Raw genomic sequence first — 13,926 nt, forward strand, 5'->3', positions numbered from 1 at the left:
AACGGGGATGACGGAGCGAAGGGGCCTCGGGACAAGAAAGACCCGGTACCAGCCGCCACCCGGTCCAACAGGGCCGGAACGACCAGACGAGGAAGACGAACCGTGCAACTCGAAGCGCACGCCCCGTCCGTACCGCCTTCAGACGTGATCCCCAAGCCCGGCCTCACGGAGGACTCCACCTTGACCCCGCTCACTGCGCTCACCGCGCTCGACGACGCCATCGAGAACCTCGGCGTACCCGTCCCCTGCCGCTCCTACGACCCGGAGGTCTTCTTCGCCGAGTCGCCGGCGGACGTCGAGTACGCCAAGTCCCTCTGCCGCACCTGCCCGCTGATGGAGGCCTGCCTCGCCGGCGCCAAGGAGCGGCGTGAGCCCTGGGGCGTCTGGGGTGGCGAGCTGTTCGTCCAGGGTGTCGTTGTCGCCCGGAAGCGGCCGCGTGGTCGCCCGCGCAAGAACCCGGTCACGGCATGAACACCGCAGGAACGATCGACCGTCCCTTCACGCACGACCCCCAGAAGCAGGCCCCGATGAAGCCGTCCACCCACGAGCACGCAGGCTCCGCGCCTGAAGACTTCACCACGAGTGGCGCGAACGACTCGCGTCAGAACAGGAACCGAGAGATGCAACTCATCCAAGAAGCCCTGGCACGTGCGCATATGCACGAGCGACACCATGCGGCCGAGCAGGAACGCCGGGCCGTGCGCCTGGCGACCGCTCGCCGCATGCAGCGCCGGGCCGAGCGCGCCTCGAAGCGCGCCCGCCGTGCGCTCGCCATGGCAGTCATGCAGTAACCGACCAAGCCGCCAAGCGGTGGTGGCCTCCCGACTCGGGAGGCGGTAGCTCCCTGCGGGGGCCGGTCCGTGCGAACGGAACGGCCCCCGCGGTGCGTTGTGCCCGCCGATCTGCCGGTGGCGGCGTTATCGTCGGCGAGTGACGAGTCTTCCCGGAGGCAGTGACAACGGCGGCTCCGCCGCGGAGCCCCAGCCCCTGGTGTGCGCCCGCTGCGGCACCCGGGCCAAGGCCCCGCAGCCCACCTGGACCTGCTCCGTGGAGAACGGCATCCGCCACTACATCTGCGACACCTGCTCCCGGGAGAACCTCAGGGCGATCGAGGGGCGGCTGGACTCGGCCTGGTGGTAGGCCACCCGGCGGTAGAGCCGCTCAGGCCTGGGCCGCCGACTCCTCCTCGTCCGTCAGATCCTCCGGCACGAACCCCGGCAGCCACTCCTCCAGTTCCTGGCGCAGTCGTACCGTCGCGCCCAGTTGGCACAGCACCCCGATTGTGCTCAACGTCACCCGGTGGATCAGGAGATACGCCGGGGGCAGATTGAGCCGCTTGCCCAGTTGGTAGGCGGGGGAGCGAGGATCGGCCACACGGGCTGCCTGGCTGCGCATCCAGCCGCGGGTGAAGGTGAACTCGTCGACCTGCGCCGGTTCGATGATCGGCAGGAGGTAGTCGAGGACGGCGTCGGGCTCCAGGTCTATTGACTCCTTGACGAAGCCCTCGACGCAGAGGAGTTCGTAGACGGCGTCCGCCTCGCCGTCCAGGGTCATGCGCAGGGAGTCGCCGATGGGGGTCGGCAGCCCGCCGGGGAGACGGTCGACCGTGCCGAAGTCCAGGACGCCGAGCCGCCAGTCGTCCTCACCTTCCGGGCCGCCCGGCAGGAGGCGGAAGTTGCCCGGGTGCGGGTCGGCGTGCAGAAGGCCGGTGCGGGCCGGGCCGGAGAAGAGGAAGCGGGCCAGAAGCTGGCCGGCGCGGTCGCGCTGTTCCTGGGTGCCGTTGGAGATCACCTCCGAGAGCGGGACGCCGTCGATCCACTCCGTGATCAGGACCTGGTCGCTCTGATGGACCACCGCCGGCACGACGACGTCCGGATCGTCGGCGAACTCCTCCGCGTGCGCCTGCTGGGCCTGGGCCTCCAGGCCGTAGTCCAGCTCCTCGGAGACGCGGTCCTTGAGCTCCGCGATCAGCGGCTTGATGTCCATGCCGGGAATCAGCGGACCCAACAGCCGGGCAAACCGGCTCAGTTGGTTGAGATCGGACAGCAGGGCCTCGCCGGCTCCCGGGTACTGCACCTTGACCGCCACCTCACGGCCGTCGTGCCACACGCCCCGGTGCACCTGACCGATCGAGGCAGCCGCGGCGGGCCTGTCCTCGAACTCCAGGAACAGATCGTGCCAGTCCTCGCCGAGCCGCTCCGCCAGCACCGTGTGCACGGTGCGCGTCGGCATCGGAGGCGCCGCCTCCTGCAGTTTCGTGAGCGCCGCACGGTAGGGGCCGGCGACCTCCTCCGGCAGGGCCGACTCGAAGACGGACAGGGCCTGCCCGAACTTCATCGCGCCACCCTTGAGCTCGCCGAGCACCTTGAACATCTGCTCGGCGGTGCGCTGCTGCAGCTCGCGCCCGACGATCTCCGCGGACTCGCCGACGATCCGCTTGCCGAGTCCCCAGGTCGCTCGCCCGGCGAAGCCGAGCGGCAGCGCGGCGAGCTTGGCGGTACGGGTGACCGCCTTGCGGGGAAGATCAGACATGCGCCCTCCAGGTCCCAGCCAGCCGCTCTGTGTCTGCCTTACGGCGTAACTCCTTCGACGGCCCTTGCTCCGCCATTGTCTCGTGTGACCCCTCGTACTCGGAGGGGTGTTCTCGCTCACCTTTCTCCGTGGCGCCGCACGGGCATGCAGGATGTGCCCACACCGGCCGGGCGTGCCAGCTCAGACCGGGTAGGGACACTTCCCAGCGTGCACCAGCGCTCGACGGAATCCGGCCGTCCAGGAAGGCCAGGGCGTGCGCGGCCGCCAGTCCGGCGACCGTGGTGGCCAGCGCCAGATCGCAGGGCCGCACCTCACGAGTCCTTCCTGAGCCCGAGCGCCACTGCGCGACCAGGCGGGGCCAGGCCGGGTCCCGGTCGGCGCGTCCCTCGTTCAGACAGCCCGCGCAGCCGGTCTCGCCGGGCAGGACGAGCGGGCCGACGACACCGGTTCCCTCCACGACGCCGACGTACAGATGGGGCGTACCGGAAGCGATGAGGGGTTCGGCGGCGGACGGGGAGGGTGCGTGCACGGCGACGTCGTCCCGTGGGGCGATGATCACCAGGGAGTGGCCCGCGCCGCCCTCCCCGGGAGCTGCCTTGGGGCCGCGGCGCGGTGGGCGGTCCGGTGCTGAGCGGCGTGCGGCCCGTCGCGCGGCTTCGTCCCTGCGGTCGCCGACCGCCTCCGCGGACAGCCCGCCCGGCGCCACGTCCCACGGCTCGACACGGCCGACGTCGCGCACGTCGACCTCGCCGACGCCCGCGCCCGACAGGAGTGAGGCCACCACCGCACCCACCCGGCCGGCCCCCCTCACCTGCACGCGCAGTGAGCGGCGGGCGGCCAGGCGGTCGATCGCCTCGCCCGGCTCGGACGTGGTCAGGGACAGGGAGGCCAGATCGGGGCGCAGCCGGTCCAGGACCTCCTTCTTGCGGCGCAGGGTGTCCGCGGCCGGGCCGCCTCCCTTCGTGTCGTCGAGCAGCCCGGCCCGCGCCAGACGCCGTACCAACCCCTCGACATGACCGTCCGGCAGATCCATGCGGCGGCCCTCTTCGCGTAACAGCTCCAGCCCGCGGGTGCCGTTGAGCAGGTCGAGGAAGCTGCCCGTCGCCGTGTCCATCGGGCCCAGCGTCAGCGCGTGTGCCGGAGTCATCCCGAACTGCACCGTATTGAGATCCCGCCAGCCGCGCCTGAGCGCGGGCTTCATGACTGGAGCGAGCGGAGCCGGCGGAGCCGGCGAAACCGTCGTAGCTGCCGAACCCGCCGAACTTGCCGAACCCGCTGAACCTGCCGAAACTGTCGAATCCGTCGCTTGCATGAACAGGCCCCCGTAGCCGTCGTGGAACGTCCCCGTGTGCCGGTGGAGCTCGGTCGTAGCTCCGTCGGCGACTGCCAGCATGCCCTGACCCAGCGCCCCGTGCCGAAAGTTGTCCACAGGCGGTGGATATTCGTCGTACAAATCAAACGCATGGTGGGGGATCGGCATCGAACCGTCCCGGAGTCGGGACTTCCCCCATGTGCAGCGGGTAACGTCGGGGCGTGTCCGCCGACCCACTGCACCGCGCCGGAACGCCACAGCGCAGTACGACGAGCCCGCCGACGAGCGGCTCGGGGGCGAGCGCGATCGAGGTCCGCAGGAGCGCCCGGCGCCGCCGGACGGTCTCGGCGTACCGCGAGGGCGATCGCACTGTCGTGCTCATCCCCGCCCGGATGTCCGAGGCCGAGGAGCAACGCTGGGTGAACGTCATGCTCGACAAGCTGGCCGCCCAGGAGAGCAAGCAGGTCCTCGGCGACGCCGAACTGGCCGAGCGTGCCGAGCAGCTGTCGGCGCAGTACTTCGACGGCCGTGCCCGGCCCAGCTCGGTCCGCTGGGTCACCAATCAGAACACACGCTGGGGCTCGTGCACCCCGGCCGAGGGCAGCATCCGTCTTTCGCACCGTCTGCAGGGCATGCCCGAGTACGTCGTCGACTACGTCCTCCTGCACGAGCTCGCGCATCTTCTGGTGCCCGGGCACGGGCCCCGCTTCTGGCGGCTGCTGGAGGGGTATCCCCGCACCGAGCGGGCGAAGGGTTACCTGGAAGGGGTGGTTGCCGCCGAGCGACTGCCCCATGTGCCCGGCGCGCGCGGCGAGTGACCGCTCTCTGAGGCGGACACCCCTGGAGGCAGCGCTTCCGGTCCGGCTGGGCGGTGGTTGTGTACCGGGTCTGTACCGGCTTCGTCCGATGTCGGAGTTTGCCGTTAGCCTGGCGCGACGCACTCACATTCGGGATGGGGGACGGTCGTTACGCATGGCCAGGGAATTCCAACGCGGCCACAAGGCCAGGATCAGTGACCTCACCGCGGGCACAGATCTGTACGTAGGTGTGCAGATCGCCGCTCCGGGACTGACGTTCGACATCAGCTGCTTCGGTCTTGACGCCGACGAACGGCTCTCGGACGACCGCTACTTCATCTTCTTCAACCAGCCGAAGTCCCCCGAGGAGTCCATCCAGCTCCTCGGTGCCCAGGCCGGCGACACGGAGTCCTTCCGGGTCACGCTCGACAACATCCCCCCGCAGATCCAGAAGCTGTCCTTCACGGCGACGATCGACGGCGCCGGACAGATGTCGCAGATCAGCCCCGGCTATCTCCGCATCGTCGCCGGCGGCGAGGAGGTGGCCCGGTACGCCTTCAGCGGCTCGGAGTTCTCCACCGAACGCGCCGTGATGCTGGGCGACTTCTACCTCAAGGACGTCTGGCGGTTCGCGGCCGTCGGGCAGGGCTTCGACGGCGGCCTCGATGCGCTGCTGAGGAACTTCGGCGGCGAGGTCGCCGAGGAGGAGGCGCCTGCCGCCCCGCAGCAGCCCCAGCAGCCCCAGGGAGGTGCGGCTCCTGGCTTCGCGCCGCCCGCCCAGGCCACCGCGCCGCCCGCGTTCGGCGCCCCGGCCGCCGCGGCACCGGCTCCCGCTCCTGCACCCGCGCCCGCCGCGCAGGGCTTCGCGCCCCCGCAGGGCGCCACCCCGCCGCCTCCGGCCCCGGCTCCCGCGCCGTCGGTGCACGCCCAGCCCACCATCGTCGCGCCCATGACGCCGCCCGGCGGCGCCCCGGCGCCTCCGGCCCCGGCGCCCGCGCCCTACGGCCAGCCCGGGCAGCAGGCGCCGTACGGCCAGGCGCCCGCCCCGACGGCCCCGCCACCGCCCGGCTACGGCCAGCCCCAGGCGCCGCAGGCCCCCGCCCCGCCGCCCGGCTACGGCGGCCAGCCGACTCCGCCTCCCGGTTACGGCCAGCCGACACCGCCTCCGGGCTATGGCCAGCAGCCCCCCTACGGGCAGGTCCCGGGCCAGCAGGCGCCCTACGGAGCCCCGCAGGGCGCACCGCAAGGTGCTCCTCAAGGCGCCCCTCAGGGCCCCGGCGTGGCCGCCGCGCTCCAGCAGTTCAAGGAGACGCCCACCGGCCAGCGCTGGACGCAGCAGAACAAGAAGCTGGTCCGGGTCGACCTCGGCATCGGCGGGCATCCCGTGCTGGCCCGGCAGGGCAGCATGGTGCTCTACCAGGGCAAGGTCGACTTCAGTTACAAGGGCGCCGGGTTCGCCGGCCGGATCGTGGGCAACGCGACCGGCCAGGAGATGCAGCTGATGCGCTGTACCGGCCAGGGCCAGGTGTTTCTCGCCGAGAACTCCACGATGCTGCACCCCATCGAGCTCCAGGGCGACGGCATCTGTGTCTCCGCGGAGAACGTCCTCGCCTTCGACGAGAGCCTCCAGTACGAGGTCCGTCGCATCGAGGGCCACGGCATCCCCGGCGGCGCGCTGTTCACGATGCAGTTCACCGGCACCGGCACCATCGTCGTGAAGACGCACGGCACGCCCGTGGTGCTGCCGGTCACGCCCACGACGTTCGCCGACTGCAACGCCGTCGTCGCCTGGTCGGCCGCCTCCCAGGTGGTCGTGTCCAGCCAGGTACGCATGCGCCGCAACGCCTACCCCGGCGACACCGGAGAGAGCGTCAACCTCCAGTTCCGCGGCGCGCCCGGCAACTTCATCGTCGTCCAGCCGTACGAGATCTGAGGGAGAGCCCGTCATGAACCAGCCGCTCGCGGGCTACGCCCCCGCACCCGTCACCGCCCGCATGGAGAACCACGGCAACCACATGCTGAAGGTCGCCATGCAGACCGGGAACGACCTCTTCGCGCGCGTGGGCTCGATGGTCGCCTACGAGGGCTTCGTCCAGTACGAGCCCAACCCGCCGGCCGTGCGCCAGATCGCCAAGGACTGGATGACCGGCGAGGGCGCGCCCCTGATGAAGTGCACCGGCGACGGACTGCTCTACCTCGCGGACTACGGCGCCAATGTCGTCGTCATCAACCTCAACGGCGACGGGATCTCCGTCAACGCCACCAACCTGCTCGCCTTCGACGCGCATCTGACGTGGGGCGTCGAGCGCGTGAAGGGCCTGGCGAAGTTCGCCGGACAGGGCCTGTGGAACACCAAGATCTCCGGCCAGGGCTGGGTCGCGCTGACCTCCCGGGGCAAGCCGATCGTCGTCGACTGCGGCGGCGGCGAGGACGAGACGTACGTCGACCCGGACGCGCTCGTCGCCTGGTCGCCGAACCTCAAGGTGAAGGGCAAGCGCAGCTTCAAGGCGCAGTCGCTCATCGGCCGGGGCAGTGGTGAGGCCTACCAGATGGCCTTCTCCGGCCAGGGCATCGTCGTCGTCCAGCCCAGCGAGGACAGCACCGACCGTCTCCGGGTCCGGGGCTGAGGGGGAGCCAGAAAGCCATGCAGAGTCCGCTTTTCGCCTACAACGACCAGCAGACCCAGGACCGCTGGAGCCTGCAGAACAAGCAGATGCTCCGCGTCGTCCTGGAGGGCCACGACGACATCCTCGCCCGCAAGGGCACGATGGTCGCCTACCAGGGCCTGATGGAGTTCGACGCCGAGTACCAGAACAACCAGCAGGGACGCGCGCGTGCGCACACCGGCGAGGGCCTCGACCTCATGCGCTGCCACGGGCAGGGCACGGTCTACCTCGCCAACCTCAAGCAGCACGTCCATGTGGTGGAGGTGGAGCAGGACGGGCTGACCGTCGACAGCAGCTATGTGCTGGCGATGGACTCCTCCCTGCACCACGAGGTCATCGCCGTCGACAGCCTCTACGGCATCTCCGGCTCCGGGAAGTACCAGCTCAACATCACCGGGCGCGGCAAGGTCGCCCTGATGACCTCCGGTATGCCGCTGATGCTGCAGGTGACGCCCGACAAGTACGTCAACTGCGACGCCGACGCGATCGTCGCCTGGTCGACGAGCCTGCGCGTCCAGATGCAGGCCCAGACGCACTCCTCCGGGGTGTGGCGGCGCCGGGGCAACACCGGTGAGGGCTGGGAGCTCAGCTTCATGGGCAGCGGTTACGCGATCGTCCAGCCCAGCGAGCTGCTGCCGCCGCAGAACGCCCAGATCGGGTCCGGCCTCGCAGCCCAGTACGGCATGGGGCAGCAGGGGGCCCGGGCGCAGAACCAGGGCAACGTCTGGAGCTGACCGTCCGGAAAACAGACGTAAGGGGCGACCGCCATTGCAGTCGCCCCTTACGCATGCCCGAGGTCACAGCCTCGCCCGAGTCGCCTCCAACAGGCGTACGACCGACTCGTCGGCCACCTCCGGCACCTCGTCGTAGGCGAACCAGCGCACGTCCAGCGACTCCTCGCTGATCGCATGCTCGGCGTCCTGCGGCGCCAGGACCGCGTACTGGACGTCGAAGTGCCAGTGGCACGGCGCCGGGATCGGATGCCGGTCGAGGCGCACCGGGCCGCCCGGCAGCAGCGTCAGCCCCGCGACGCCCGACTCCTCCGTGGCCTCGCGCAGAGCCGCCGCCTCGAGGGAGGCATCCATCGGCTCGCAGTGGCCGCCCATCTGCAGCCACATGCGCAGCTTCTTGTGCAGAGTGAGCAGCACGCGCCCACGCGCCGGGTCGATCACCAGCGCGCTCGCCGTGATGTGTCCGTCCCCGCAGGCCTTCCACATGCCGTCCGGGTGGGCCTCCAGATGCTCCAGGTAGGCCTGGCGCAGCTGCTGCTGGTCCTCGTAGCTCTTCAGTACGAGGACCGCGTCGTCGTACAGGCTCACTCGGTGCCGTCGCCCTCGTCTTCGTCCTTGGCGTCCTTGTCGCCCTTCTTCAGGTCCGGCTTCCCGGTGGAGCCGCCCGCCGCCTCACCGAGCATCTTGTCCAGCTCGGAGAAGTCGATCTGCTCGCGGTGCACGAAGCCGTCCGGGTCGTCCAGGTCGGTGGCCGTCGGCAGCATGTCCGGGTGGGCCCACAGGGCGTCCCGGCCGTCCACCCCGCGCGCGTCCGTGAGCGAGGCCCACAGACGGGAGGCGTCCCGCAGGCGGCGCGGGCGCAGCTCCAGGCCGATCAGCGTGGCGAACGTCTGCTCGGCCGGCCCGCCCGAGGCGCGGCGGCGGCGCAGCGTCTCGCGCAGGGCGTCCGCGGAGGACAGGCGCGGCTTCGCGGCGGCGTGCACCACCGCGTCCACCCAGCCCTCGACGAGCGCCAGAGCCGTCTCCAGACGGGCCAGGGCCGCCTTCTGCTCCGGCGTGTCCTCCGGCTGGAACATGCCCTGCTGCAGAGCGTCCTGCAGCTGCTCGGGGTTCTGCGGGTCGAACTGGCCGACCACGTCCTCCAGCTTGGCCGTGTCGACCTTGATCCCGCGCGCGTAGCCGTCGACCGCGCCGAACAGGTGCGAGCGCAGCCACGGCACATGCGCGAACAGGCGCTGGTGGGCCGCCTCGCGCAGGGCGAGATACAGCCGCACCTCCTCCTTCGGTACGCCCAGGTCCTTGCCGAACGTCTCGATGTTCACCGGCAGCAGCGCGGCCTTGCCGGCCGGGCCGAGGGGCAGGCCGATGTCGGTGGAGCCGACGACCTCGCCCGCGAGCACACCGACGGCCTGCCCGATCTGCGTGCCGAACATGGCGCCGCCCATCGAGCGCATCATGCCGATCAGAGGGCCGGCCATGGCCTGCATCTCCTCCGGCAGGACGTCGCCCATGGCGGTGCCGACACGCTCGGCAACCGGGTCGACGAGCTCCTTCCAGGCCGGCAGGGTCGCCTCGACCCACTCCGCGCGGGACCACGCCACCGCGGAGCCCGCGCCGGACGGCAGGGACGTCGCGTCGTCGAGCCACAGGTCGGCCAGGCGGACTGCCTCCTCGACGGCGGTGCGCTCGGCGGGGCCGACGCTCGCGTCCTTGGTGCCGTCCGGGGTGCCCTGGGAGACCGTCTGGCGGGCGATCTGCTTGGCCATGTCCCAGTTCACCGGGCCGCCCTCGTACGAGAGCATCTGGCCGAGCTGCTGGAAGGCGGCGCCCAGGTCGGTGGGGTTCAGCGAACCGAACATGGCAGCGAACGGATTGTCCGCGCCGGGGCCGCCAAAGCCCCCGGCACCGGGCAGGCCGCCGAAACCGAACGGGTTGGCAGGTCCCTGACCACCGCCGCTCTGCTGGTCCTTCTTCTTGCCCTCGTCGCCGTCGTCCGGCTCCTCCGGCGGAAGGCCGAATCCGAATGGGGTGTCACTCACGGGATTCCTCGGCTGGTAAGGCCACCGGCTGGCACCGGCGGCGCGACTGCCCGATAACACCACCCAGCGTAGACACCGCGAGCCGTTCGGGCCTCGGTGCTTCGCCGACTCTTGGCCTGCGGCAGGATGGATGCCACCTGGTACGTACGCGTCACTCGCGCTCGTACTGAAGACAACCGCTGGAGACGCCCGGTGAGTTCCCCTGATCCGCAGGTTCGCGCAGCGCGAAACCAGTCAACCCCTCCTGCGCGCGGCGTGCGCGGGCCCGTCGTCGCGGTGACCGGCGCCGCGTCCGGTATCGGCGCGCTGCTCACCGAGCGGCTGGTCGCGTCCGACGAGGTCAAACAAGTCATCGCCATCGACGAGCGGCGCGGTGAGTGCGCGGCGGCACAGTGGCACATCCTGGACGTGCGGGACCCGGCCATCGCGGAGAAGCTTCGGGGCGCCGACGTGGTCGTTCACCTGGCGCTCGACCTGGATCTGGAGACGGATCCCGCCGCCCGGACGGCGTACAACGTTCGGGGGACGCAGACCGTGCTGACGGCCGCGGCGGCGGCCGGGATCCACCGGGTCGTGCTGTGTACCTCGGCGATGGTCTACGGGGCGCTGCCGGACAACGAGCTGCCGTTGTCCGAGGACGCGGAGCTGAAGGCGACGGCGGAGGCCACCGGAGTCGGGGATCTGCTGGAGATCGAGCGCCTCGCGCGCAGGGCCCCTCGGGCCCACCCCGGACTTAATGTCACCGTTGTCCGGCCCGCGGTGCTCGTGGGCGGCACGGACACCGCGCTGACCAGGTACTTCGAGTCGCCTCGGCTGCTCGTCGTCGCCGGGTCGCGGCCCGCCTGGCAGTTCTGTCATGTCGAGGATCTGTGCAGCGCCCTGGAGTACGCCGTCCTGGAGAAGGTCGAGGGGGAACTCGCCGTCGGATGTGACGGCTGGCTGGAGCAGGAGGAGGTCGAGGAACTCAGCGGGATCCGTCGGATGGAGCTGCCGTCCGCGGTCGCGCTGGGCGCGGCGGCCCGGCTGCACCGGATCGGTCTGACGCCCTCTCCGGCCGGGGACCTGGCGTACACGATGTATCCCTGGGTGGTGAGCGGGAGCCGGCTCCACGACGCGGGGTGGCGGCCGCAGTGGACCAACGAGGAAGTGCTCGCGGAACTGCTGGAGGAGGTCTCCGGCCGACACACGGTCGCCGGGCGGCGGCTCGGGCGCAAGGACGCGACGGCGGCCGGTGCTGCGGGAGCGACGGTGGCCCTGCTGGGCGCGGCGGCGGTGGTGCGGCGGGCGCGGAAGGCTCGACGGCGGATCTGAGCGGACGGCCCCCCGGCGGGTGCGGGTGACGGGCTCACTCCCCGGCGGGTGGGGGCGGGGGCTCGTCCTGGTGTCCGTGGTGGTGGGCTTGCTGCCCGACGTGTGCTGGCGTGAGCTCGCCGCAGTGGGTGGGGGCCGGGGGCTCGTCCCGGTGTCCGCGGTGGCGGGCTCGCTCTCCGACTTGTGCAGTGTGCGTTCCCCCTGGTGGGTGGGGGCGGGGGGCTCGTCCTGGTGTCCGTGGTGGTGGGCTTGCTGCCCGACGTGTGCTGGCGTGAGCTCGCCGCAGTGGGTGGGGGGCGGGGGCCCGTCCCGGTGTCCGCGGTGGCAGGCTCGCTCTCCGACTTGTGCAGGTGTGCGCTCCCCCTGGTGGGTGGGCGCGAGGGCTCACCCCGTTGTCCGCGGCCGTCGGATCACTCCTCGGCCCGCAGGGGCTGCTCGGCGGTACGCACGAGGCTCCGGCATGTAGGAGGCTCCAAACCCGCACGCGCGTGTGCCGGGCGATAACGCTATTTCCCGCCCGCGCGGGCGTGGGGCACGATGGGGGGCATGGCACCTACCAACGATCACCCCGGTGAGCAGGGCGCTCAGGACCCCGTCAAGCTCATCGCCATTCGCGAGACCGCCCTCTCCCTGGACGAGGTCTTCCGGGCCGTCGGGGACGACGCCGCCGGCGGGACCGCGTTGTTCGTGGGAACCGTGCGGAACCACGACGGGGGTGCCGATGTCGACGAGCTCGGGTACTCGTGCCATCCCAGCGCCGAGGTCGAGATGCGGCGGATCGCCGAGAAGGTCGTCGCCGAGTATCCGGTGCGGGCTCTCGCGGCCGTACATCGCGTCGGGGACCTCAACGTCGGGGATCTGGCGGTCGTCGTCGCCGTCTCCTGCCCCCACCGCGGCGAGGCCTTCGAGGCCTGCCGGAAGCTGATCGACGATCTCAAGCACGAGGTGCCCATCTGGAAGCACCAGAAGTTCTCGGACGGGACCGAGGAGTGGGTCGGCGCCTGCTGAAGGGTCCCGTCGAACCCGTCCACACCACCTCCCGCCGAACCCGTCCGTCCCACTCCGGTTGCGTAACCGCACCCCTGACGTGAGCGTTGTCAGTGCCAGTGGTTAATCTGCTGATCAGTCAGTTGCGGTCGCTCATTGGGGATGGGAGGACGGCATGGCGGCGCTCGCCTGGTTGCTGATTCCGCTTGTGGCTGCGATCTTTGCTGGTCTGTGGGGCAGTTGGGCCAACCGGACCCGGAAGGCACGAAGCGACGGGCCGGAGCTCGACGGATACGCCCGGTTCCGTGCGGCCATGGAGAAGCCCCCCTCCCGTACATGATCGGTGGGGGCGGGTTCGAGGCTCTGACGCGGCTCTGACGGGGCTCTGTCAGACGGCCCTGACGGGGCGCTGACAGGTGTGTCACGTACTGTCTTGGCATGCCACGCCGCACCGCGACGATGCTCGCCTCCACCCTGATGCTGATCGCGCTTCTGTGCGCGGGAGTCTTCATCCCCGTGCCGTACTCGGAGATGTCCCCGGGGCCGACGGTGAACACCCTCGGGGAGCACGACGGCGAGCCGGTGCTGCAGATCTCCGGGCGCAGGACGTACGCCACGACCGGGCATCTCAACATGACCACCGTCCGGGTCACCAGCGCGGACTACAAGATGAACCTCGTGGAGGCCGTCTACGGGTGGCTCGCGCACGACAACAAGGTCGTGCCGCACGACACCCTCTACCCGGACGGCAAGACCGAGGAGCAGTCCACCCAGGAGAACGCCGAGGAGTTCAGCCAGTCCCAGGAGAGCGCCAAGGTCGCCGCCCTGAAGGAGCTGGACATCCCGGTGCAGAGCTGGGTGATCGTCTCGACCGTCGTCAAGGGAACCCCGGCCGAGGGCAAGCTGCACGCCGGTGACGTGATCAAGGCCGTGGACGGTACGACCGTGAAGGAACCGGCCGACGTCGCCAAGCTGGTGACCAAGCACAAGCCGGGTCAGGACGTCGTCTTCACCATCGTGCCGGCCAAGGAGCAGGCCGCCGCGGAGAAGGAGCGCAGGACGCCGACGAAGTCCGAGAAGGTCACCATCAGGACCGCCGAGTCCGATGACAGCGCCGGCAAGCGCGCGATCGTCGGGATCTCCGCCGGGACCGACCACACCTTCCCGTTCACCATCGACATCAAGCTCGCCGACGTCGGCGGCCCCAGCGCGGGCCTGATGTTCTCGCTCGGGCTCTACGACAAGCTCACCCCGGGCAGCCTCACCGGCGGCAAGTTCGTCGCCGGCACCGGCACCATCGACGACGACGGCAAGGTCGGCCCCATCGGCGGCATCGAGATGAAGACCATCGCCGCGCGCGACAAGGGCGCCGAGTACTTCCTCACGCCCGCCGACAACTGCGCGACCGCCGCCCGGGACGTCCCCGGGGGGCTCACTCTCGTCAAGGTCGGCACCATCGGCGACGCCCTCGACGCTCTGCAGGACATCCGCTCCGGCGACGCCGCCGACCTGCCGAAGTGCACGACGAAGGACTGAGCAGCAGGCTCCGGT

14 protein-coding genes are annotated in these 13,926 nt (G+C 70.8%); 10 read left to right on the forward strand and 4 right to left on the reverse strand.

Annotation, left to right across the window (positions count from 1 at the left end; all coding sequences use genetic code 11):
* Nucleotides 1-102: 102 nt before the first annotated feature.
* The 3 genes from EHO50_RS30860 to EHO50_RS30870 all read left to right on the forward strand — a co-directional run bounded on the left by EHO50_RS30860 (nucleotide 103) and on the right by EHO50_RS30870 (nucleotide 1,140).
* Complete coding sequence (locus EHO50_RS30860; RefSeq protein WP_031479359.1) at nucleotides 103-471, forward strand: WhiB family transcriptional regulator; 369 nt, start codon at nucleotides 103-105, stop codon at nucleotides 469-471.
* Nucleotides 468-791 (forward strand): hypothetical protein, encoded by a 324-nt coding sequence (locus EHO50_RS30865; RefSeq protein ID WP_128434522.1) that lies wholly within the window; start codon nucleotides 468-470, stop codon nucleotides 789-791. Before EHO50_RS30860 ends, EHO50_RS30865 begins: the two co-directional genes overlap by 4 nt.
* 139 nt (nucleotides 792-930) lie before the next feature.
* Nucleotides 931-1,140, forward strand: coding sequence for a hypothetical protein (locus EHO50_RS30870; RefSeq protein ID WP_128434523.1), 210 nt, complete (start codon nucleotides 931-933; stop codon nucleotides 1,138-1,140).
* A 21-nt stretch (nucleotides 1,141-1,161) separates the two neighbouring features.
* Here EHO50_RS30870 and EHO50_RS30875 read toward each other — a convergent pair whose 3' ends face one another.
* Both EHO50_RS30875 and EHO50_RS30880 read right to left on the reverse strand, forming a co-directional pair.
* Entirely contained in the window at nucleotides 1,162-2,532 is a 1,371-nt protein-coding gene (locus tag EHO50_RS30875) for an ABC1 kinase family protein (protein ID WP_128434524.1), read from the reverse strand.
* Nucleotides 2,525-3,733, reverse strand: a complete 1,209-nt coding sequence (locus tag EHO50_RS30880) for a TOMM precursor leader peptide-binding protein (protein ID WP_128434525.1) — start codon at nucleotides 3,731-3,733, stop codon at nucleotides 2,525-2,527. Before EHO50_RS30880 ends, EHO50_RS30875 begins: the two co-directional genes overlap by 8 nt.
* A gap of 332 nt (nucleotides 3,734-4,065) precedes the next feature.
* Between EHO50_RS30880 and EHO50_RS30885 the strand changes: the two genes are divergently transcribed.
* From EHO50_RS30885 to EHO50_RS30900, 4 genes are all read left to right on the forward strand, one after another.
* Nucleotides 4,066-4,662 (forward strand): M48 metallopeptidase family protein, encoded by a 597-nt coding sequence (locus EHO50_RS30885; protein WP_128434526.1) that lies wholly within the window; start codon nucleotides 4,066-4,068, stop codon nucleotides 4,660-4,662.
* A 154-nt stretch (nucleotides 4,663-4,816) separates the two neighbouring features.
* Nucleotides 4,817-6,574, forward strand: a complete 1,758-nt coding sequence (locus tag EHO50_RS30890; RefSeq protein WP_128434527.1) for a TerD family protein — start codon at nucleotides 4,817-4,819, stop codon at nucleotides 6,572-6,574.
* Nucleotides 6,575-6,587: 13 nt separating this feature from the next.
* Nucleotides 6,588-7,268, forward strand: a complete 681-nt coding sequence (locus EHO50_RS30895; RefSeq protein WP_048582125.1) for an AIM24 family protein — start codon at nucleotides 6,588-6,590, stop codon at nucleotides 7,266-7,268.
* Nucleotides 7,269-7,285: 17 nt separating this feature from the next.
* A complete protein-coding gene (locus EHO50_RS30900) occupies nucleotides 7,286-8,041 on the forward strand; it encodes an AIM24 family protein (RefSeq protein WP_128434528.1) in 756 nt (251 codons plus the stop codon).
* A 63-nt stretch (nucleotides 8,042-8,104) separates the two neighbouring features.
* Here the strand turns inward: EHO50_RS30900 and EHO50_RS30905 are convergent, their stop codons facing one another.
* Both EHO50_RS30905 and EHO50_RS30910 read right to left on the reverse strand, forming a co-directional pair.
* Nucleotides 8,105-8,626: an NUDIX hydrolase gene (locus EHO50_RS30905; RefSeq protein ID WP_128434529.1), complete on the reverse strand. Its 522-nt coding sequence runs from the start codon at nucleotides 8,624-8,626 to the stop codon at nucleotides 8,105-8,107.
* Nucleotides 8,623-10,077, reverse strand: a complete 1,455-nt coding sequence (locus EHO50_RS30910; RefSeq protein ID WP_128434530.1) for a zinc-dependent metalloprotease — start codon at nucleotides 10,075-10,077, stop codon at nucleotides 8,623-8,625. Before EHO50_RS30910 ends, EHO50_RS30905 begins: the two co-directional genes overlap by 4 nt.
* A 192-nt stretch (nucleotides 10,078-10,269) precedes the next feature.
* On the opposite strand from EHO50_RS30910, the gene EHO50_RS30915 reads away from it, so the two are divergent.
* The 3 genes from EHO50_RS30915 (at nucleotide 10,270) to EHO50_RS30925 (ending at nucleotide 13,911) form a co-directional block, all read left to right on the forward strand.
* Nucleotides 10,270-11,388, forward strand: coding sequence for an SDR family oxidoreductase (locus EHO50_RS30915; protein ID WP_128434531.1), 1,119 nt, complete (start codon nucleotides 10,270-10,272; stop codon nucleotides 11,386-11,388).
* Nucleotides 11,389-11,934: 546 nt separating this feature from the next.
* Nucleotides 11,935-12,396, forward strand: coding sequence for a molybdenum cofactor biosynthesis protein MoaE (locus EHO50_RS30920; protein WP_128434532.1), 462 nt, complete (start codon nucleotides 11,935-11,937; stop codon nucleotides 12,394-12,396).
* Nucleotides 12,397-12,813: 417 nt separating this feature from the next.
* Nucleotides 12,814-13,911: a YlbL family protein gene (locus tag EHO50_RS30925; RefSeq protein WP_128434533.1), complete on the forward strand. Its 1,098-nt coding sequence runs from the start codon at nucleotides 12,814-12,816 to the stop codon at nucleotides 13,909-13,911.
* The last annotated feature ends 15 nt before the right edge of the window (nucleotides 13,912-13,926 follow it).

This window comes from Streptomyces cyaneus (assembly GCF_004028635.1).
Classification (GTDB): domain Bacteria; phylum Actinomycetota; class Actinomycetes; order Streptomycetales; family Streptomycetaceae; genus Streptomyces; species Streptomyces cyaneus.